Origin of the sequence: Edwardsiella piscicida (assembly GCF_001896205.1) — a bacterium.
Classification (GTDB): Bacteria; Pseudomonadota; Gammaproteobacteria; order Enterobacterales; family Enterobacteriaceae; genus Edwardsiella; species Edwardsiella piscicida.
On sequence record NZ_MPNU01000001.1, the window covers coordinates 19905 to 41192 of the forward strand.

Sequence of the window (21288 nt, forward strand, 5' to 3'; positions counted from 1 at the left end):
TTTTGGCAAGAAATTGTGTCAATTGACGCAGAGGACGGAACGTGGCTTTATAAAGAGGCACTCTACAATTTCCGAGTGAAAGAAATTTACGTATTGGGAGGGGCAGTGGTTCTATGAATGAGCAATATTCGGCGATGCGTGGCAATGTCAGCATGTTGGGCAAGCTGCTGGGCGATACCATCAAGGACGCGCTGGGAGAAGATATCCTGGATCGCGTTGAAACTATCCGCAGGCTGTCCAAGTCGTCACGCGCAGGCAATGAAGCCAGCCGACAGGCGCTGCTGAACACACTGCAAAATCTTTCCAATGACGAGCTGCTGCCGGTGGCGCGCGCCTTCAGCCAGTTCCTCAATCTGGCCAACGTCGCGGAGCAATATCACCGAATCTCCCCGCACGGCGAGGCCGCCAGCAATCCCGATGCCCTATCTCACCTGTTCACCCGGCTGAAGAATAAAAATCTGGACGAGGCGCAAATCCGTCAGGCCGTCGACAACCTCTCCATCGAGCTGGTACTGACCGCGCACCCCACCGAGATCGCTCGCCGTACGCTGATCCATAAACTGGTGGAGGTAAACACCTGCCTCAGTCAGCTCGATCATGACGATCTGGCCGACTATGAGCGTCACCAGATCATGCGCCGTCTGCGCCAGCTGGTTGCCCAATCCTGGCACACCGACGAGATCCGTAAAAATCGCCCTACGCCCATCGACGAAGCCAAATGGGGCTATGCCGTGGTCGAAAACAGCCTGTGGGAAGGAGTTCCCGCCTTCCTGCGTGAGTTTAATGAACAGCTGGAAAAATCCCTTGGCTACCAGCTGCCGGTCGAAGCGGTGCCGGTGCGCTTCACCGCCTGGATGGGCGGCGATCGCGACGGTAACCCAAACGTCACCGCCGAGGTGACCCGCCGCGCCCTGCTGCTCAGCCGCTGGAAGGCCGCGGAGCTGTTCCTGCGCGATGTCCAGGTGCTGGTATCAGAGCTCTCCATGACCGTCTGTACACCGGAGCTACGGGCGCTGGCGGGCGAACATGCCCAGGAGCCCTACCGCGAGGTGTTAAAACGCCTGCGCCAGCAGTTGAACAATACGCTGACCTATCTGGACGCGCGTCTGCGGGGGGAGCGCCTGCCGCGCCCCACCGATCTGCTGGTCAGCAATGATCAGCTGTGGCAGCCGCTGCATACCTGCTACCGCTCGCTGAAGGCCTGCGGTATGGGGATCATCGCCAACGGTCAGCTGCTAGACACCCTGCGCCGGGTTCACTGCTTCGGCGTGCCGCTGGTACGCATCGACATTCGCCAGGAAAGCACCCGCCATACCGAGGCGCTGGCCGAGCTGACCCGCTATCTGGGGCTGGGTGACTATGAGACCTGGGCTGAAGAGGATAAGCAGACGTTCCTGCTGCGCGAGCTGAACTCCAAGCGTCCGCTGGTGCCGCGTCACTGGACGCCGTCGCCGGAAACCAAAGAGGTGTTTGACACCTGTCAGGTGATCGCCGAGGCGCCTGCCGGCGCTATCGCCGCCTATGTCATCTCGATGGCGCGAACCCCATCCGATGTTCTGGCGGTCCACCTGCTACTGAAAGAGGCGGGCTGCCCGTACAATCTGCCGGTTGCTCCGCTGTTCGAAACCCTCGACGATCTGAACAATGCCGAGGCGGTGATGACGCAGCTGCTGAGCATCGACTGGTACCGTGGCTTTATCCAGGGTAAACAGATGGTGATGATCGGCTACTCTGACTCCGCCAAAGACGCCGGCGTAATGGCGGCCTCTTGGGCTCAATACCGGGCGCAGGAGGCGCTGGTACGCGTCTGTGACGGCGCCGGGATCGCCCTGACCCTGTTCCACGGTCGCGGCGGCTCCATCGGCCGCGGCGGCGCGCCAGCGCACGATGCTCTGCTCTCCCAGCCGCCGGGAAGCCTGAAGGGCGGCCTGCGCGTAACGGAGCAGGGGGAGATGATCCGCTTCAAGCTCGGCCTGCCGGAGATCGCCGTCAGCAGCCTGACGCTCTACACCAGCGCCATTCTGGAAGCCAATCTGCTGCCGCCGCCGGCGCCGAAGCAAGAGTGGCGCGATGTCATGGACGAGCTCTCACAGACATCCTGCGCGCTTTATCGACGCTATGTCCGCGAAAATCCAGATTTTGTTCCTTACTTCCGCTCGGCGACGCCCGAATTGGAGCTGGGTAAACTGCCGCTAGGCTCGCGTCCGGCCAAACGCCGCCCCAGCGGCGGCGTAGAGAGCCTGCGCGCGATCCCTTGGATCTTTGCCTGGACCCAAAATCGCCTGATGCTACCGGCCTGGCTGGGCGCCGGGGCCGCGCTGGAGGAGGCCATGGCAGAGGGACGCCGCGACACGCTGGAAAGCATGTACCGCAGCTGGCCATTCTTCACCACCCGTATCGATATGCTGGAAATGGTGTTCGCCAAGTCCGATCTGTGGCTGGCCGAATACTACGATCAGCGCCTGGTCGATCCCGCCCTATGGCCGCTGGGTACGGAGCTACGCCAGCAGGTACAGCGAGATATTCAGGCGGTGCTGGCCATCGCCAACACCGATCACCTGATGGCCGATCTGCCCTGGGCCGCAGAGTCTATCGCCCTGCGTAACGTCTATACCGATCCGCTCAACGTCCTGCAGGCTGAGCTGCTCTACCGCTCGCGCCACCAGGAACAGCCGGATGCCAACGTCGAACAGGCGCTGATGGTCACCATCGCCGGGGTCGCTGCCGGAATGCGCAATACCGGCTAGCGATGGCGCAGAGGAAAAAGCCCGCGGCAGCGGGCTTTTTTACGCCTATCACGCCACGCTCCCCTGCGGCCGCACGCCCAGCGTATGGCAAATGGCGTAGCTCAGCTCGGCTCGATTCAGGGTATAAAAATGGAAGTCTTTCACCCCCTCGCGGCTGAGCAGTTTCACCATGTCCATCGCAATGTTGGCGCCGACCAGCTTGCGCGTCTCCGCATCCGCATCCAGCCCGTCAAACATGGCCAGCATCCACTGAGGCACGCGGACATTGGTCAGCGCGGCAAAGCGCTGCAGCTGGCGAAAGTTGGACACCGGCAGGATCCCCGGCACAATCTCCGCGTCAATGCCAGCCGCCGCACAGCGATCGCGAAAGCGCAGATAGCTCTCCACGTCAAAGAAAAACTGGGTGATTGCCCGACTGGCGCCGGCGTCGATCTTACGCTTTAGGTTTAGCAGGTCGGCCTGGGCGCTCTTGGCCTCCGGGTGGACCTCCGGATAGGCGGCGACCGAAATATCAAAGTCAGCCTCCTCGCGCAGCAGCGCCACCAAATCGCTGGCGTACATTTCAGGACGCCCGCCCTCCGCCGGCAGATCGCCGCGCAGCGCAACAATATGGCGGATACCGCTATTCCAGTAATCTCGAGCGATTCCCCGCAGCGCCTCCCGGCTGACATCAACGCAGGTCAGGTGCGGCGCCGCCTCCAGCCCAGTACGCTCTTTTATTCCCTTAATCACGCCGTGGGTACGGTCGCGCTCGCCGGAGTTAGCGCCGTAGGTCACCGAGATGAACGACGGCCTCAGGGTGCTGAGCCGATCGATGGATCGCCACAGCGTTTGCTCCATTTCCTGGCTGCGCGGCGGAAAAAACTCAAAGGACACCTGGATCCGCCCCTGCAGCTCGGCCAGGCTCTGGTTTAGCGCATCATGCTGGCTTGCGTGAAAAAAACTCATACCCCATCATCCTTATGCTCTGCGCGGATCTCCGCCCACCCCATTTTAAACATCCATACGTTTAGACGTCTAAATAGAAATTGCCGCAAGTTGATGGATTCGTCAACAGCAAATTGCCGCCGAGCGATGAAGAAATGTCAGGAGATGATGAGAAAGCGTCAGGTGGGCTCCTGCGCAGCCCGGACACCGATCCTGCGATCCGTGTCGGAGAGCCCGTCGGCGCAGGGAATTAGGATAGCGTGCTGGCGCGCCAGCGACGCAGCGCGGCGCAGCTGTCATCCACCAGCGTCGCCAGCGCAGGGGAATTGCCGATCTGCAGCGCCATAATGCGAATACCGATCACCTCTTTTTGCAGCCAACGCGCCATTTGCCGGGCCTCGGCCTCGGTTAACGATAGCGTACCTTGCCGAAAAGCCCGGTAAAAGGCCGCCTCCATCGTCGCCAGGCTCTCCCGCACCACTGATAGCGGCGCATCCTCCGCTCTCCCCTCAAGCTCAAGCAGGCTTTTAACCAAGAAACAGACGCTGGAGGGAAGCCCCGTCGAACACGGGGCGCCAAAATGGCGCAAAAAGGCCTCGGCGCCGGAAAACGGATCGGGATAGTCCGCCATCAGCGCGAAAAACGCCTCTACCTGGCACTGGGTATAGCGCGTCAACGCGCTGGAAAACAGCGCAGCTTTATTGCCAAATGCGGCGTAGATACTGCCAGGGCGCATATTCAGCGCCTGCTCAATCTCTTTCATCGACGTCGCAAAGTAGCCACGCCGCCAAAACAGAGCGACAGCCTGCTGCAGCGCCGCGTCGCGATCGTGTTGGAGGGGTCTTGCCATGCTACAAGCCTGCTGAGGAGTTTAACGGATTTCATTGTAACGCACTTTTTTGAACAACCGTTCAAAAAAGTTATTGAATGATCATTCAAAAATATCTAGAGTGAAATTTCACCGGTTAATGCCGGGAGGCAGAGCGCGGTTTACAGAGACGCCCGCGCAGCACGACGGCCTCAACGCCGCCTTATCCGATTCGTTAAACGCCAACCCCAGGGAAATAACATGCTGACTTTTGAAAAGTACGATGAGCACACGGCGCCCCAAGAAAGCCGCGACTTACTGCTGCAGAGCAAGCGCAGCAACGGGGGGATCCCAGGGCTACACGCGATCATGGCGGAGTCGCCGCAGCTGCTGGCGGGATACCAGGCTCTGCATAGCCTGTTTCTGCACAGTAGCTTCGATAATGACGAAAAAACCGTCGTCTGGCAGACCATTAACGTTGAGCACCGCTGCCACTACTGCGTACCCGCCCATACGCTGATCGCTCGCGCCATGAAGGTCAGCGATGAGATCAGCGACGCCCTGCGCGACGAAACCCCGCTGCCTAATGCGCGTTTAGAGGCGCTGCGCACCTTTACGCTGGCGATGGTACGCCAGCGCGGCGAGGTGGATGATGCAACCCTGCAGGCGTTTATCGCCGCCGGTTTTGAGCGCCGCCATATCCTCGACGTCATTCTATGCCTGGCGCAAAAGGTCATGAGCAACTATACCAATCATGTGGCTCATACGGCGCTGGATCCCCGTCTACAGCCCGTTGCTTGGCAAAAGCGGGCGGTTTAACCGTCGACGGTGCATCTCCGCTCTCCGCGGCGCTCCTGCGCCGAAGGGAGCGGGTTCGCCTTACCGACCGCACGAACGGCAGTTGCCAAGCCCGGCCGCTGACGGCAGAATAGCCAACCCCACCAGCCGCTATTTCACAGGCGATCCCGCTGGGTCTGACTGTTTTTCCTTTTAGCGACCATACATTATGCAAAACCGTTTATCTTCTACTCGCCGACTTGGCCGGCGTGCATTGTTATTTCCCCTCTGTCTGGTGCTGTATGAGTTTGCCACTTATATCGGCAACGATATGATTCAACCGGGCATGCTGTCGGTAGTGCAAACCTTTGGCGTCGACGAAAGCTGGGTACCGACCTCCATGACCGCCTATCTGGCCGGCGGCATGTTTCTACAGTGGCTGCTCGGCCCGATCTCCGATCGTATCGGACGGCGACCGGTGATGTTGACCGGCACGCTCTACTTTGCCGTAACCTGCCTGGCGATTTTGCTGACCAACAGCATCGAACAGTTCACCCTGATGCGCTTTTTGCAAGGGATCAGCCTGTGCTTTATCGGCGCCGTCGGCTATGCCGCGATCCAGGAGTCCTTTGAGGAGTCCGTGTGTATCAAGATCACCGCGCTGATGGCCAACGTTGCGCTGATCGCGCCGCTGCTCGGGCCGCTAGCCGGTGCCGCCTGGGTACATCTGTTTCCCTGGGAGGGGATGTTTATCCTGTTTGCCGCGCTGTCGCTGCTCGCCTTCCTTGGTCTGTATAAGGCCATGCCGGAAACCGCGACCCGGCGGGGGGAGACGCTGTCGCTGTCGGCGCTGGGGCACGACTATGCGCTGGTGCTAAAAAATAAACGCTTTCTGGGCGGCGCGCTGGCCTGCGGCTTCGCCAGCCTGCCCCTGCTGGCCTGGATTGCCCAGTCGCCGGTGATCATCATCAGCGGCGAAGGCCTCAGCAGCTACGACTACGGCATGCTACAGGTACCGATTTTCGGCATGCTGATCCTGGGGAACTTTACCCTGGCTCGCCTGAGCGGCCGCCGTCCGGTTCGCCGTCTGATTCAGCTGGGCGCCTGGCCAATGGTCGGCGGACTGGCGATCGCCGCCGTCTCTACGCTATACAGCGCCCATGCCTATCTGTGGATGACGGCGGGACTGAGCCTGTATGCCTTTGGCATCGGTCTGGCCAACGCTGGCCTCTATCGCCTGACGCTGTTTTCCAGCACGATGAGCAAGGGCACCGTCTCCGCGGCGATGGGCATGATCAGTATGTTTATCTATACCCTTGGCATTGAGGTAGGCAAACACGCCTGGCTGCTGGGTGGAAACGGCGCCTTCAACCTGTTCAACCTGATAAGCGGTCTGCTGTGGCTGGCGCTGGTTGCGCTGATGCTGCGCGATAAGCAGGTGGGCGGGGCGACGGAGCGCTGAGACAGCGGCGCAGGCGTACGACAGGCCGTACGCCTGCGCCGCTGTCGGCTTAAACCTGCAGCCAGAAGGTGACCGGACCGTCATTGAGCAGGGAAACCTGCATATCGGCGGCAAAGCACCCGGTCTCGGTGGTGATACCGCTGGCGCGGCAGGCGTCGGAAAAATAGGTATACAGGCGCTCAGCCTCATCCGGCGCCGCGCCGCGGGAAAACCCAGGGCGCATCCCCTTTTGGGTATCCGCCGCCAGGGTAAACTGAGAGACCACCAGCACGCTGCCGCCGGACTGGCGCACGTTGAGGTTCATTTTACCCTCGTCGTCGCTAAAGACGCGGTAGCCCAATACCTTGTCACACAGGCGCTTTGCCTTCTGCTCATCGTCATCTTTCTCCACGCCCAGCAACACCAGCAGCCCCGCGCCGATCTCTCCGATAACCTGATCCTCTACCGTCACGCTGGCGTGGGTAACTCGCTGAATTAATGCGATCATCGAACCTTTTACTCCTTACTCATGATGTGATGTCAACGCCTGCTGCAGACCCTGCTCCTGCCGGCGGTGCGCCCGAAAATCACCGATAGCCACGGTCACCTCTGCGCCAAGCAGTACGATACACCAGCTCCAGTACACCCAGACAAACAGCATCGGGATCACCGCCAGCACGCCGTAAATCAGCTGATACGACGGAAACGCGGTGATGTACAGCGCAAAGGCCTTCTTCCCCAGCTCAAACAGCCCGCCGGCAACCACGGCGCCGATCAGCGCATCGCGCATCGGCACTCGCTGGGTCGGCACAATGCAATACAGCAGCCAGAAGCTGACGCACGACAGCAGCAGCGGGAACAGACGCAGCAGCTGATCCACCATGGAGTAAACCGCACTGTCCGCCAGCCAACGCAGCGACAGCAGATAGGTACTGATCGCCATGCTGGCGCCCACCAGCAGCGGTCCCAGCGTCAGGATCATCCAGTAGACGGCGAACGAGTACACCACGGCGCGCTTACGCTCGCTGCGCCAAATGTGGTTCAGCGCCCCATCGACCGAGGAGATCAGCAGCAGGGCGGTCACGATAAGGCCAATGGTTCCCAGCGCCGTCATCTTGCTGGAGTTGGCGACAAACTGCTCCAGATAGGACTGCACTACGTCACCGGCGGCCGGTACGAAGTTGGTGAAGATAAAGTGTTTTAGCTGAAAAGAGACGCTGGCGAACATCGGGAACGCGGTAAACAGAGAGAAGACCACCGTGATCAGCGGCACCAGAGAGAGCAGGGAGACGTAGGCCAGCGAACCGGCCACCATGGTCATACGATCGTCATCCACCCGCTGCCACAGAACCTTGGCAAAGTAGGCCCAACCTTTAATACGTTTTAGGGAAAATGGCGTCATGCTTGCTCCTGTCAGTTACGCCCGCATCGCGGGTCATATCGGCCCCCGCGAAGGGGGGCTTTCGATCCTACTGTGATGTTCAGGGTAGCGCAGACGCAAGATAAAAGAAAAAACCGGTCTCGTTATGCAAAATAGGCGGGGATCACCTGACGGTCACACACCTGTACCGCCTGGATCCCCAACGCCTTCGCCGCCGCCACATTGTCGGCGTTATCGTCAAAGAAGACCGACTCCCCGGCCGCCGCCCGCTCCTGCTCCAGGACATAGCGATAGATTTCGGCATCGGGCTTGCGCATACCCAGCTCCTGCGACAGGTACATTTTATCGCAGGCGGCCGCGATCTCCGGGTAGTGCTTAGGCCAAAAGTGAGTGTGCAGCCGATTGGTATTGGAGAGCACCACGACCCGCTCCCCCTGACGACGCAGGCGCTGCATGATATCGATTACCTCCGGGCGCAGCGCGACGAAAATCGCCTGCCAGCCCAGTTCGAACTGGGCAAAGCTGAGGGAGATCCCCATCTCATCGCACAGACGCTGGGCAAAGGTTTCATCGTCTATCGCCCCGCGCTCATGCTGACGAAAGGTGTCGCCCATCGTAAAACGCTTGCTTAAGGTGGCCAGCGGGGCGCCGCTGTACCGGCTCCAGACCCCCAGCACACGGTGAAAATCGATGTCTACAATCACGTTACCTAAATCAAAGATGTACAGCATGCGCAGCTCCCGATTTCAGCTTATTGGCGTGAGATACTCCACTGTAGACGGAAAAAACGGCAGCGAACAGAAGGGACGCAAGAAAAGCGGGAGGTCGCGCGCAGATAGCGCCCGCAAAAAAAAAAATCGGGGTGCCTAAGGCACCCCGTGGTATCACATCGACGCGATTAGTCGCGCGGACCGCGGTTGGCGCGGCGGCGATCGTTCTCGGTCAGATGACGCTTACGCAGACGCACGGAGTGCGGCGTAACTTCAACCAGCTCGTCATCATCGATGAACTCCAGCGCCTGCTCCAGGGTCATTTTAACCGGCGGAGACAGGGTGGTCGCTTCATCGGTACCGGAAGCGCGCATGTTGGTCAGCTTCTTACCGGTCAGGCAGTTAACCGTCAGGTCGTTGGAGCGGCTATGAATACCGATGATCTGGCCTTCATAGACTTCAGCACCGTGACCCAGGAACAGCTTGCCGCGATCCTGCAGGCTATACAGCGCGTAGGCAACCGCTTTACCCTGGCCGTTAGAGATCAGCACGCCGTTCTGACGCTGGCCGATTTCACCCGGACGCACGTCATCATAGTGACTGAAGGTAGAGTACAGCAGACCGGTACCGGAGGTCATGGTCATGAAATCGGTACGGAAGCCGATCAGGCCACGGCTCGGGATGATGTAATCCAGGCGTACGCGACCCTTACCATCCGGAGACATATCGCGGATCTCACCCTTACGGATACCCAGCGCTTCCATCACGGAGCCCTGGTGCTGTTCTTCGATATCCAGCGTGACCTGCTCAAACGGCTCCTGCATGCGGCCATCGATCTCACGATAGATAACCTTCGGACGGGATACCGCCAGCTCATAGCCTTCACGACGCATGTTTTCGATCAGCACGGACAGGTGCAGTTCGCCACGACCGGAAACGCGGAACGCATCCGGGTCCGGCGTTTCTTCAACGCGCAGGGCGACGTTGTGCACCAGCTCTTTCTGCAGACGCTCTAGGATCTGGCGAGAAGTCACAAACTTGCCTTCTTTACCGCAGAACGGAGAGGTGTTAACGCAGAAGTACATGCTGACGGTCGGCTCATCGACGGTCAGCGGCGGCAGGGCCTCAACGGCGCTCGGATCGCACAGGGTATCGGAGATGTTCAGATCGCCCAGGCCGGTTACCGCGACGATGTCGCCGGCTTCCGCCAGGTCGGTCTCGATACGCTGCAGACCCAGATGGCCCAGAACCTGGCCCATTTTACCGTTACGACGCTTACCTTCGCTGTCGATAATGGTGATCTGCTGGTTCGGCTTCACCTTACCGCGCTTGATACGGCCGATGCCGATAACCCCAACGTAGCTGTTATAGTCCAGCTGGGAGATCTGCATCTGGAACGGGCTGTCCAGATCAACGTCCGGCGCAGCTACATGCTCGACGATAGCTTCAAACAGCGGAGTCATATCCTCGGCCATGTCGGCGTGGTCCAGGCCGGCGATCCCCTGCAGAGCAGAAGCGTAGACGATCGGGAAGTCCAGCTGCTCATCGGTCGCGCCCAGATTGACGAACAGATCGAAGACCTGATCGACAACCCAGTCCGGACGCGCGCCAGGACGGTCAACCTTGTTGATAACCACGATCGGCTTCAGCCCGTTGGCGAACGCCTTCTGGGTTACGAAGCGGGTCTGCGGCATCGGGCCATCCATTGCGTCGACCAGCAGCAGAACCGAGTCAACCATAGACATCACACGCTCTACCTCGCCGCCGAAGTCGGCGTGCCCCGGGGTATCCACGATGTTGATGCGATAGCCATTCCAATTAATGGCGGTGTTTTTCGCGAGGATGGTAATCCCACGCTCTTTCTCCAAATCGTTGGAGTCCATTACGCGCTCAGTCGCGTCGTTACGTTCACCCAGGGTTCCGGATTGTTGCAACAGTTTGTCGACCAGGGTGGTTTTCCCATGGTCAACGTGCGCAATAATGGCGATGTTACGCAGATTTTCGATCACAGCTTTGCCTCAGGCATTAGAAATAGCGCGCTATTGTACACGTATTAAGCGAGGGACTAAACAGGATCACAAGCTTCTCGCAGAAACAATGCTACGAATGGCGGTTTGTGATCCTATTCACGATGCTAAACGGCGCGGGAATAAACAGCTTGCACCAAGATTGTGCGTTTGCTGAAGTGTTTTGCACCATTATGGAGCACTTGGCTCCATCAGTGCCGCCTGACACAGCGTCAGAGTAAGGTAATTATGCGCCATCCGGGCAATTTGTAAAGTTGGCACGTTTCTCGCTAATGCTACAGCACGATGGCTAAAACCACTTTCTATCATCCGTGATCCGTTGCACGGCGACCAAAGAAACCGGGAGTAGAGTATGTCCGCTGAACATATCTTAGCGATGCTGAATGAGCACGAAGTTAAATTTGTCGATCTGCGCTTTACCGATACCAAGGGTAAAGAGCAGCACGTCACCATTCCGGCTCATCAGGTTGACGCCGACTTCTTCGAAGAAGGCAAGATGTTTGACGGCTCCTCCATCGGCGGCTGGAAAGGCATCAATGAGTCAGACATGGTGCTGATGCCGGATCCCACCACCGCGGTACTCGACCCGTTCTATGAAGAGCCAACGCTGATCATTCGCTGCGATATTCTGGAACCGGGCACCCTGCAGGGCTACGACCGCGACCCGCGCTCCATCTCCAAGCGCGCCGAAGACTTCTTGCGCGCCTCCGGCATCGCCGACACCGTACTGTTCGGGCCGGAGCCAGAGTTCTTCCTGTTCGACGATATCCGCTTCGGCAGCAGCATCAACGGCAGCCACGTTGCCATTGACGACATCGAAGGCGCATGGAACTCCTCAACCAAATACGAGGGCGGTAACAAAGGGCACCGTCCGGCGGTTAAAGGCGGCTACTTCCCGGTTCCACCGGTTGATTCGGCTCAGGATATCCGCTCGACCATGTGCCTGACCATGGAAGAAATGGGACTGGTGGTAGAAGCTCACCACCATGAGGTGGCCACCGCCGGGCAGAATGAAGTCGCCACCCGCTTCAACACCATGACCAAGAAAGCGGACGAAATCCAGATCTACAAATATGTGGTGCACAACGTCGCCCACGCCTTCGGTAAAACCGCCACCTTTATGCCCAAGCCGATGTTCGGTGACAACGGCTCCGGCATGCACTGCCATATGTCTCTGTCTAAAAACGGCAGCAACCTGTTTGCCGGCGACAAGTACGGCGGCCTGTCTGAAACCGCGCTGTACTATATCGGCGGGGTGATCAAGCACGCCAAGGCCATCAACGCCCTGGCCAACCCGACCACCAACTCTTACAAGCGTCTGGTGCCGGGCTATGAAGCGCCGGTGATGCTGGCCTACTCTGCCCGCAACCGCTCCGCCTCCATTCGTATCCCGGTGGTGGCGTCGCCGAAGGCTCGCCGCATCGAGGTCCGTTTCCCTGACCCGGCGGCCAACCCGTACCTGTGCTTCGCCGCCCTGCTGATGGCCGGCCTGGATGGCGTCATCAACAAAATCCACCCCGGCGACGCCATGGATAAAAACCTGTATGACCTGCCGCCGGAAGAGGCTAAAGAGATCCCGACCGTAGCCGGCTCTCTGGATGAGGCCCTGGCCGCGCTGGACAGCGATCGCGAGTTCCTGACCCGCGGCGGCGTCTTTACCGACGATGCCATCGATGCCTACATCGAGCTGCGCCAGTCAGAAATGGAGCGCGTACGCATGACGCCGCACCCGGTCGAGTTTGAACTCTACTACAGCGTATAACGCGACGCGCGCCAGGCGACCCGGCGCCGTACCGGGTCCTTGCCGAACGCTCCACGCTGGAGAGATCCGTTTTTGTTGCCGTGGAAACTTTCAGCCCATCTTCGGATGGGTTTTTTTCGCCGTACGCCGCAGGACAGAGAAAAAATTCTCCGCGCCCCCGCACGGACAGCGAAAGCATGCTACAGTGCAAGGCATCCTATTGCACCAAAATAGTGCAGGAGTGCGCAAATGGCTGAACACCCTACGCCGCCCCACCGTGACTTACCCGATGCCGGACCGCTGCTGAATGCCCTGATGACCTGCATCCTGGTTCTGGACGACGATCTGGTCATTCGCTATGCCAATCCGGCCGCGCAGCAGCTGCTGGCGCAGAGTCCGCGCAAGCTGTTTGGCACACCGCTGCCGGATCTGCTGAGCTATCTCTCCCTGGATATCGCGATGATGCGCATCAGCCTGCACGCCGGGCAGGGTTTTACCGACAACGAGGTGATGCTGGTCGTCGACAGCCAGCCGCACATCATGGCGCTGACGGCCCAGCCCCTGAGCGAAGGGCAGATCCTGCTGGAGCTTTCAACCCTGGACAGCCAGCGTCGCCTGAGCCAGGAGCAGCTCCAGCACTCCCAGCAGGTCGCCGCCCGCGATCTGGTGCGCGGGCTGGCCCATGAGATCAAGAACCCCCTAGGCGGGCTACGCGGGGCAGCGCAGCTGTTGGCCAGGGCATTACCGGATCCGGCCCTGACCGAATACACTCAGGTGATCATTGAGCAGGCCGATCGCCTGCGCAACCTGGTCGATCGTCTGCTGGGCCCCCAGAGACCGGGGCAGCGCGTCACCCAGAGCATTCATCAGGTCGCCGAGCGGGTCTGTCAGCTGGTCACCCTGGAGTGCCCGGGGAACATCACCCTGCTGCGCGACTATGATCCCAGCCTGCCGGAGCTGAATCACGATCCGGAGCAGATAGAGCAGGTGCTGCTGAACATCACGCGGAACGCCCTGCAGGCGCTGGGTGAACAGGGTGGCACCATCACCCTGCGTACCCGTACCGCGCTACAGGTCACCCTGCACGGCGAGCGCTATCGCCTGGCGGCGCGCATAGACATTGAAGACGATGGGCCAGGGATCCCCGCCCAGCTGCAGGATACGCTGTTCTACCCGATGGTGAGCGGACGCAGCGGAGGCACCGGGCTTGGCCTGTCGATTGCAAGGAGCCTGATCGATCAGCATCAGGGCAAAATCGAGTTTAACAGCTGGCCGGGCCACACCGAGTTTTCGGTGTATTTGCCAATCCGCAAATAGCCCACGCCCCTTTACGCAACAGGTGGTCACCATGACAATGCAACCGGGTCTCGTCTGGATAGTCGACGACGACAGTGCCATCCGCTGGGTCTTAGAGCGCGCGCTGACCGGCGCAGGTTTGCGCTGTGCCACGTTTGAAAATGGTCAGGCGGTGCTGACGGCGATGAGCGCTCAGACGCCGGACGTTTTGCTGTCAGACATCCGTATGCCCGGTATGGACGGACTGGCGCTGCTGCAGCAGATAAAAGTACGTCATCCGCTGCTGCCGGTCATCATTATGACGGCCCACTCCGATCTGGATGCCGCGGTCAGCGCCTACCAGCAGGGCGCCTTTGATTATCTGCCCAAGCCGTTCGATATTGACGAAGCCGTCGCGCTCGTCGAACGCGCCATCAGCCACTATCAGGAGCAGCAGCAGCCCGCGCGCCAGGTGCCGGGGAGCGATCCCAGCGCCGATATCATCGGAGAGGCGGCGGCGATGCAGGATGTCTTTCGCATTATCGGACGCCTGTCACGCTCCTCCATCAGCGTGCTGATCAATGGGGAGTCGGGCACCGGGAAAGAGCTGGTCGCCCATGCGCTGCACCGCCACAGCCCGCGCGCCAAGGCGCCGTTTATCGCCCTGAATATGGCGGCGATTCCACGCGATCTGATCGAATCCGAGCTGTTCGGCCATGAAAAAGGCGCCTTTACCGGCGCCAGCCAGATCCGCCAGGGGCGCTTTGAGCAGGCGGACGGCGGGACACTGTTTCTCGATGAAATCGGCGACATGCCGCTGGACGTTCAGACCCGCCTGCTGCGCGTGCTGGCCGACGGACAGTTTTATCGCATCGGCGGCTATGCGCCGGTCAGGGTCGATGTACGCATCATCGCCGCCACCCACCAGAATCTGGAGCAGCGGGTGCAAGAGGGGATGTTCCGCGAAGATCTCTTCCACCGCCTTAACGTGATCCGCGTGCATCTTCCGCCGCTGCGTGAGCGGCGCGAGGATATTCCGCGTCTAGCCCGCCACTTTCTCAAAGTGGCGGCGCAGGAGCTGGGCGTCGAGGCCAAAGTGCTCAGCCCGGAGGCCGAGGCGGCGCTGACCCGTCTGCCGTGGCCTGGCAACGTTCGCCAGCTGGAGAATACCTGCCGCTGGCTGACGGTTATGGCCGCAGGCCAAGAGGTGTTGACGCAGGATCTGCCGGCGGAGCTGTTTGACAGCGCGCGCGATGAGCGTCAGCCGGCGGCGCTTTCGCCGGACAGCTGGCCACGGCTGCTGAGCCAGTGGGCGGAGCATGCCCTGCAGAGCGGCCAGCAGGATCTGCTGGCGGAAGCCCTGCCGGAAATGGAGCGTACGCTGCTGAACTGTGCCCTGCGCCACACCCAGGGCCATAAGCAAGAGGCAGCCAGGCTGCTGGGATGGGGCCGCAATACCCTGACCCGCAAGCTGAAAGAGCTGGGAATGGAGTAATGGCGGGAGAGGATACCCTCGGTCAAAAACGCTGCTTGGTGCACAAAAAAACGCCACTTGCGATCTTTACACCCCCGCGCGGGCGAGTATGATCGGCTGCGTTTTAACGGGAGAATAATGATGATCGATTCGCTGTACGCCATGGTTTCCCACGGCGCCGAACTCAGCGCCAGCGCCAGCGGCGGGCCATCATCGCATGCCGCCGTTGCCGCCGTGCTGTGCGCCGCGCTGCTCCACCTGTTGGGATAACCTCTCTACGCTCAAGGCGTGACCATCATGGCGCGCCTTGAGCCCCCAGCGTCCCCGGAAGAATCTCTGCTAGGATATCCATTAAATACCCGGGCTGTGCCGTGTGACACAGTCCATTTACCGACGCTCTGTAACAATGTACAGGTGGGTTTTCCGTTACCCCAGCGGATCATCCGGTCGTGCGCGTTTCACCGGAGTCGTTTAATCATCAAGGATGTATCATGAGCGATATCGCCCTTACGGTCAGTATGCTGTCACTGGTCGCAGTGCTTGGGTTGTGGATTGGTAACTGGCGGATCTATGGCGTTGGCCTGGGGATCGGCGGCGTCCTGTTCGGCGGGATCATCGTCGGCCATTTTGCCCAGCGCTACCAGCTGGATCTCAACAGCGATATGCTGCATTTTATTCAGGAGTTTGGCCTGATCCTGTTTGTCTACAGTATCGGTATTCAGGTGGGGCCCGGCTTTTTCTCCTCGCTGCGCGTTTCCGGCCTACGCCTCAACGCCTTTGCCGTCCTAATGGTGCTGATAAGCGGGCTGATTACCGCCGCCATTCACAAGCTGTTTGCCGTTCCTCTGCCGATCATTCTGGGCATTTTCTCCGGCGCCGTCACCAACACGCCGGCGCTGGGTGCCGGGCAGCAGATATTGACCGATCTGGGGTCCAATCCATCCCAGATAGATCTGATGGGGATGGGCTACGCCATGGCCTATCCCTTCGGCATCTGCGGCATTCTGCTGGTGATGTGGCTGGTACGCCTGCTGTTCCGCATCAATATCGACGCCGAGGCGCGTGACTTCGACTCGCGCAACGGCCATAGCCACGAGCTGCTGCAAACCATGAACATCATGGTGCGCAACCCCAACCTGAGCGGGCTGTCCATGCAGGAGGTGCCGATCCTGAATAGCGACACCATCGTCTGCTCGCGCCTCAAGCGCGGCGATTTCCTCATGGTACCGCTGCCCACCACCCAGATCGAAATCGGCGATCTGCTCCATCTGGTGGGGCAAAAGCAGGAGCTGGAAAACGCCCGGCTGGTGATCGGCGAACAGGTTGATACCTCGCTGTCCACCCGCGGAACCGAGCTGCAGGTCAGCCGCGTCGTGGTCACCAACGAAAAGGTGCTGGGAAAAAAGATCCGCGATCTCAACCTGAAGCAAAAGTACGATGTCGTGATCTCGCGGCTTAACCGCGCCGGCGTCGAGCTGGTAGCTGGTAACAATGCGACGCTGCAGTTCGGCGATATTCTCAATCTGGTCGGCCGGCCGCAGGCGATCGACGCCGTCGCCGCCATCGTCGGTAACGCTCAGCAAAAGCTGCAGCAGGTGCAGATGCTGCCGGTCTTTATCGGTATCGGGCTGGGCGTTCTGCTGGGATCGGTGCCCCTGTTCATTCCGGGCTTCCCGGCGGCGCTCAAGCTGGGACTGGCCGGCGGGCCGCTGGTGGTCGCGCTGATCCTGGGCCGTATCGGCAGCATCGGGAAGCTGTACTGGTTTATGCCGCCCAGCGCCAACCTGGCGCTACGCGAACTGGGGATCGTGCTGTTTCTGGCGGTCGTCGGGCTGAAGTCCGGCGGTAACTTCATCGACACGCTGCTCAACGGCGAAGGGGTCACCTGGATTGGCTACGGGATCCTGATCACCGCCATTCCGCTGCTCACGGCAGCGCTCCTGGCGCGTCTGATGATCAAGATGAACTATCTGACCCTCTGCGGCATGCTGGCGGGGGCGATGACCGATCCCCCGGCGTTGGCCTTCGCCAACGGCCTACACGCCACCAGCGGGGCCGCAGCGCTCTCCTACGCCACGGTCTACCCTCTGGCGATGTTCCTGCGCATTATGTCGCCCCAGCTGCTGGCGCTGCTGTTCTGGAGCGTCTGAACAGCTAAGCCTAAAACAAAAACAACAATCCCCGGCGTGCCGGGGATTGTTTTATCGACGGGCGTCAGATAACGCGCGAAAACTGCTGCATTCGGGCCTGATGACGCAGATACACATCAAAGCACATGCAGATATTCCGGATCAGCAGACGGCCGCGTGGCGTAACGTTAATCGCCGTCTCACCCAGCTCGACCAGCCCATCCTGCGCCAGCGGACGCAGCAGCAGCAGATCTTCGATGAAATAATCCACAAAGCGAATGCCGTACTGCTGTTCTATCGGCGCGAAATCCAGGCGGAAATTACAGATAAGCCCTTTAATCACATCGCGGCGAATACAGTCATCTCGGCTCATAGCCAGCCCGCGCCACAGCGCGTTGCCCTGCGCCTCAACCGCGGCATAGTACTCCTTCAGCACCTTGCGGTTTTGGGCATAGCTATCCCCGATCATGCTAATCGCCGATACGCCCAGCCCCAGCAAATCGCTGTCGCCCTGCGTGGTATACCCCTGAAAGTTGCGATGCAGCTTACCGGCGCGCTGGGCCACCGCCAGCTCATCGTCACGGTGGGCAAAGTGATCCATCCCGATAAACTGGTATCCCACACCGGTCAGCGTCGCGATGCTCTGCTGTAGAATGGCCAGCTTATGGTCTGCGCTGGGCAGATCGGCATCTTTGATCTTACGCTGAGCGGCAAACAGCTTAGGCATGTGTGCATAGTTAAAAATGCTGAGTCGATCGGGATTCAGCTCGATCACCTTTTGCAGCGTAAAATCGAAGCTCTCCGGCGTCTGGCGAGGCAGACCATAAATCAGATCGATATTGGTAGAGGTAAAGCCGATTTCCCGCGCATGGCGCAGCAGGGAAAAGATAAACGCCTCATCCTGCTCGCGGTTGACCAACGTCTGCACGGTCTTATTGAAGTCCTGAACCCCCATGCTCAGGCGGTTAAACCCTTCTTGGCGCAGGTGATCCAACACATCCAACGCAATCTCCCGCGGATCGATCTCTATCGAAATCTCCGCCTGAGGCGCAAAGGTAAAATGGCGACGCAGCAGCGTCATGAGGCGGCTAATCTGCGCCTTATTGAGAAAGGTCGGCGTACCGCCGCCCCAATGCAGCTGGCTCACCGTCCGCCCGGCAAACAGCGGCGCGCGAGCGGCGATCTCCAGCGCCAGCTTATCCAAATACTCGTCGGCCTTGTGAGACTGGCGGGTCACTATCTTATTGCAGCCGCAGAAGTAGCACAGCTTATGGCAGAACGGGATATGCACGTAAAGGGAAAGCGCCCGATCGGGGTAGCGGGCTACGGCACGCAGAAAGGCCGCCTCATCAAAGCCTTCGTTAAACTCTAGCGCGGTGGGGTACGAGGTATAGCGCGGCCCGGAATAGTTATATTTCTGGATCAGGGCCAAATCCCAGACGATAGTCTGTTCTGACATGGATGCTCACTCCTTATTCTGTTTTCTCCTGCCTGCGCGCAGTGGAGAAGCCGGCGGCCTGCCGTAACGCATGGCGGCCCGTTGCCAGCGCGCTTTGCGCTGCGACAGCCGCCATAGTTTAGCCAATAACCACAGCAGATAACATGTGAGCATCAGACCGATGGCCAGAATCAGGCTCATCCAGCATCAGATAGCATCTTTTGGGCTACCGCGGCGCAGCAGCTGCATGATGTCTTCCTGCTCCTCAGCCTCGTCTTCATCCTCTTCCAGCTCGATACCCAGCTCTTCCATCAGCGCATCGATGCGATCCAGCATCTCGTCCACATAGCGCTGCTCTTCGCCATTCAGCGTCGCGCCATCTTCCAGACGCTCCAGCAGGGCATCCAAACGCGGATCGTTTTCCAGACGCGCCAGCTCCGCTTCCGGAGAGAGCGCCTTCTTCACCTCTGGCTGTACCGGCGGCTGCGGACGGCGCTGCGCTGTCGCTTGGCTATCGACCACCAGCGTAACCGGCGTCTTGCTACCGAGACGCGGATCGCGCCCTGCGCGGCTACTTCCCTTCCCACCCTGGGCCGCACTGTCACTATTGCGAGCGCCCGGCTTATGGCCGCGGTGCTTTTTCTGGCGTTTACGCTCGCGTCCTTCCAGATCCAGCTCCTGACGGGTTTTACGTGTTTTTTTGGCTTTAACGGCCTTTGATTTATTCACCGGACTCATAACTTATACTCTTGATCAGAGATGTCGAAAACTGCGGCGAAATCTATCAGAAAGGCCGCAAAGAAAAAAGGCGACAGCCTAAACTGTCGCCTTAATTTTATACCTTCTGCAGAAGGATATTCACACTAATCATCCCTAACGGCAAACAACGTCCCGGTTTATCCCTTTGCGGTGATGCTCCCTGCCCTCATCCCTAAGGCAAACTTCCTCTCCGTCCGAAGACGGTAGCCCACTCCCGAGCCAGATACATCCCTGTGACAAACCTCCTGTTTGTCGCGCCACATCCTGTGGCCGGTCTCCTTACCCCGACGCATTATCCTTAACGCTCCCTGGGCATCGTCATCCTGACGAAGAGTCCGTTTTACGCGGCATCCCTGCGCTGGAGTTAATCTATCTTACTGATGGTAAAGAACAATACGCGAAACAGTGCTTCGATAGCCGATCGATATCACACAAGTAATGTAATTAGCTGAATATCAATAATTAAAAAATCAAAGCCTTACAGAACGATACGCCATTATCTGATGGTGCTATAGTCGATCGCTTACGCAGAGACGGGCGAATGGCTTACGCTATCCATGCCAGCAAAATACGGATTTACGCGCCCTTTCCCGTCATTATGGTTATAATTCCTGCCATTATTCCTCCAGCAACAGGGAGACGACCCTCTTGGCCCGTCAAACTTATAACTACCATGTGACGCACTTCGTCACCAGCGCCCCCGATATTCGCCACCTGCCGGCAGATACCGGCATTGAAGTGGCGTTTGCCGGGCGCTCCAACGCCGGGAAATCCAGCGCCCTCAATACGCTAACCAACCAGAAAAGCCTGGCGCGTACCAGTAAAACACCGGGGCGTACCCAGCTGATTAACCTGTTCGAGGTTGAGGATGGCATTCGCCTGGTCGACCTGCCGGGCTATGGCTATGCCGAAGTCCCAGAAGAGATGAAGCGTAAATGGCAGCAGGCGCTGGGGGAGTATCTGCAAAAACGGCAGTGTCTGAAGGGATTAGTCGTGCTGATGGATATCCGCCACCCGCTAAAGGATCTCGATCAGCAGATGATCGCCTGGGCGGTAGAGGCCGGTCTGCCGGTACTGCTGCTGTTAACCAAGGCCGATAAATTGGCCTCTGGCGCCCGTAAGGCCCAGCTGAACATGGTTCGAGAGGCGGTTCTGCCGTTTATGGGCGACATTCAGGTCGACGCATTCTCCTCCCTCAAAAAGTTCGGCGTCGATAAACTGAGAGATAAGCTGGATACCTGGTTCAGCGAGATTGCACCTCAGCCGGCGGACGAGGACGACGATCCCAGCATCGGCGAGTAAGAGTCCCTGACCCACTATACCATTAGCCGCGCAAGCGGCTTTTTCATGTCATTTTTCAACAAAATAGAAAAATAAGCACATCCGCAACCAGCGCATTACGCGTCGACAAACGCCCGGCGCCATCGTCGAGATATGTGCGGCGACATTTCAGCTAACGTTTTCTTTATACAAAAAAAACGCCCCAGTCATAAAGACTGGGGCGGCTAATAATCAGCCAAATCCGATTACGTGAAGTAAAAGGTCTGAAAGATAGAACATCTTACCTCTGTACCCTACGTTGATAACTGTACAACATTTTATGTATCGATCAACCTTTTTTGTTGTTTACTTACAAAAATATGCCGTTTAAATC

Annotated in this window: 19 protein-coding genes; 9 read left to right on the forward strand and 10 right to left on the reverse strand. The window is 59.0% G+C overall.

The window, feature by feature from the left end; all coding sequences use genetic code 11:
• Window positions 1–113 precede the first annotated feature (113 nt).
• Complete coding sequence (gene ppc, locus BRD58_RS00095; protein WP_069579555.1) at window positions 114–2747, forward strand: phosphoenolpyruvate carboxylase; 2634 nt, start codon at window positions 114–116, stop codon at window positions 2745–2747.
• A gap of 48 nt (window positions 2748–2795) precedes the next feature.
• On the opposite strand, the gene metF is transcribed toward ppc, so the two are convergent.
• Window positions 2796–3695, reverse strand: a complete 900-nt coding sequence (metF, locus tag BRD58_RS00100; protein ID WP_012850279.1) for a methylenetetrahydrofolate reductase — start codon at window positions 3693–3695, stop codon at window positions 2796–2798.
• A 229-nt stretch (window positions 3696–3924) separates the two neighbouring features.
• The gene (locus tag BRD58_RS00105) at window positions 3925–4524 is read right to left on the reverse strand and encodes a TetR/AcrR family transcriptional regulator (protein ID WP_069579557.1); all 600 of its coding nucleotides are present in this window, start codon (window positions 4522–4524) and stop codon (window positions 3925–3927) included.
• Between the two features lie 219 nt (window positions 4525–4743).
• Between BRD58_RS00105 and BRD58_RS00110 the strand changes: the two genes are divergently transcribed.
• Both BRD58_RS00110 and BRD58_RS00115 read left to right on the forward strand, forming a co-directional pair.
• A complete protein-coding gene (locus BRD58_RS00110) occupies window positions 4744–5301 on the forward strand; it encodes a carboxymuconolactone decarboxylase family protein (protein WP_012850281.1) in 558 nt (185 codons plus the stop codon).
• Between the two features lie 187 nt (window positions 5302–5488).
• Complete coding sequence (locus tag BRD58_RS00115) at window positions 5489–6721, forward strand: MFS transporter (protein WP_069579559.1); 1233 nt, start codon at window positions 5489–5491, stop codon at window positions 6719–6721.
• Window positions 6722–6770: 49 nt separating this feature from the next.
• Here BRD58_RS00115 and dtd read toward each other — a convergent pair whose 3' ends face one another.
• From dtd to typA, 4 genes are all read right to left on the reverse strand, one after another.
• Window positions 6771–7208: a D-aminoacyl-tRNA deacylase gene (dtd, locus tag BRD58_RS00120; protein ID WP_012850283.1), complete on the reverse strand. Its 438-nt coding sequence runs from the start codon at window positions 7206–7208 to the stop codon at window positions 6771–6773.
• A 15-nt stretch (window positions 7209–7223) separates the two neighbouring features.
• Window positions 7224–8102, reverse strand: coding sequence for a virulence factor BrkB family protein (locus tag BRD58_RS00125; RefSeq protein WP_034168316.1), 879 nt, complete (start codon window positions 8100–8102; stop codon window positions 7224–7226).
• Window positions 8103–8224: 122 nt separating this feature from the next.
• Window positions 8225–8812 carry a glucose-1-phosphatase gene (gene yihX, locus BRD58_RS00130; RefSeq protein ID WP_012850285.1) on the reverse strand — a complete coding sequence of 196 codons (588 nt, stop codon included), beginning with the start codon at window positions 8810–8812 and terminating at the stop codon, window positions 8225–8227.
• A gap of 167 nt (window positions 8813–8979) precedes the next feature.
• On the reverse strand, window positions 8980–10800 hold the full coding sequence (typA, locus tag BRD58_RS00135) for a ribosome-dependent GTPase TypA (RefSeq protein WP_012850286.1): 1821 nt from the start codon (window positions 10798–10800) through the stop codon (window positions 8980–8982).
• A gap of 370 nt (window positions 10801–11170) precedes the next feature.
• On the opposite strand from typA, the gene glnA reads away from it, so the two are divergent.
• The 5 genes from glnA (at window position 11171) to BRD58_RS00160 (ending at window position 17458) form a co-directional block, all read left to right on the forward strand.
• A complete protein-coding gene (gene glnA / locus BRD58_RS00145; protein ID WP_012850287.1) occupies window positions 11171–12580 on the forward strand; it encodes a glutamate--ammonia ligase in 1410 nt (469 codons plus the stop codon).
• 228 nt (window positions 12581–12808) lie between these two features.
• The gene (gene glnL, locus BRD58_RS00150) at window positions 12809–13876 is read left to right on the forward strand and encodes a nitrogen regulation protein NR(II) (protein ID WP_012850288.1); all 1068 of its coding nucleotides are present in this window, start codon (window positions 12809–12811) and stop codon (window positions 13874–13876) included.
• A gap of 37 nt (window positions 13877–13913) precedes the next feature.
• Window positions 13914–15329 (forward strand): nitrogen regulation protein NR(I), encoded by a 1416-nt coding sequence (glnG, locus tag BRD58_RS00155; protein WP_015462571.1) that lies wholly within the window; start codon window positions 13914–13916, stop codon window positions 15327–15329.
• A 120-nt stretch (window positions 15330–15449) separates the two neighbouring features.
• Window positions 15450–15578: a YshB family small membrane protein gene (locus BRD58_RS17770; RefSeq protein WP_139263908.1), complete on the forward strand. Its 129-nt coding sequence runs from the start codon at window positions 15450–15452 to the stop codon at window positions 15576–15578.
• Between the two features lie 221 nt (window positions 15579–15799).
• Window positions 15800–17458, forward strand: coding sequence for a putative transporter (locus tag BRD58_RS00160; protein WP_012850291.1), 1659 nt, complete (start codon window positions 15800–15802; stop codon window positions 17456–17458).
• 64 nt (window positions 17459–17522) lie between these two features.
• Here BRD58_RS00160 and hemN read toward each other — a convergent pair whose 3' ends face one another.
• The 3 genes from hemN to yihI are packed head-to-tail and all read right to left on the reverse strand — an operon-like array spanning window position 17523 to window position 19613.
• Complete coding sequence (hemN, locus tag BRD58_RS00165) at window positions 17523–18896, reverse strand: oxygen-independent coproporphyrinogen III oxidase (protein WP_015462573.1); 1374 nt, start codon at window positions 18894–18896, stop codon at window positions 17523–17525.
• 6 nt (window positions 18897–18902) lie between these two features.
• The gene (locus BRD58_RS18145; RefSeq protein WP_012850293.1) at window positions 18903–19076 is read right to left on the reverse strand and encodes a hypothetical protein; all 174 of its coding nucleotides are present in this window, start codon (window positions 19074–19076) and stop codon (window positions 18903–18905) included.
• 6 nt (window positions 19077–19082) lie between these two features.
• On the reverse strand, window positions 19083–19613 hold the full coding sequence (gene yihI, locus BRD58_RS00175) for a Der GTPase-activating protein YihI (protein ID WP_015462574.1): 531 nt from the start codon (window positions 19611–19613) through the stop codon (window positions 19083–19085).
• Window positions 19614–20282: 669 nt separating this feature from the next.
• On the opposite strand from yihI, the gene yihA reads away from it, so the two are divergent.
• Window positions 20283–20936 (forward strand): ribosome biogenesis GTP-binding protein YihA/YsxC, encoded by a 654-nt coding sequence (yihA, locus tag BRD58_RS00180; RefSeq protein WP_012850295.1) that lies wholly within the window; start codon window positions 20283–20285, stop codon window positions 20934–20936.
• Window positions 20937–21146: 210 nt separating this feature from the next.
• On the opposite strand, the gene BRD58_RS18395 is transcribed toward yihA, so the two are convergent.
• The gene (locus tag BRD58_RS18395) at window positions 21147–21194 is read right to left on the reverse strand and encodes a spot 42 RNA, inhibition of DNA synthesis (RefSeq protein ID WP_071892919.1); all 48 of its coding nucleotides are present in this window, start codon (window positions 21192–21194) and stop codon (window positions 21147–21149) included.
• Window positions 21195–21288 lie beyond the last annotated feature (94 nt).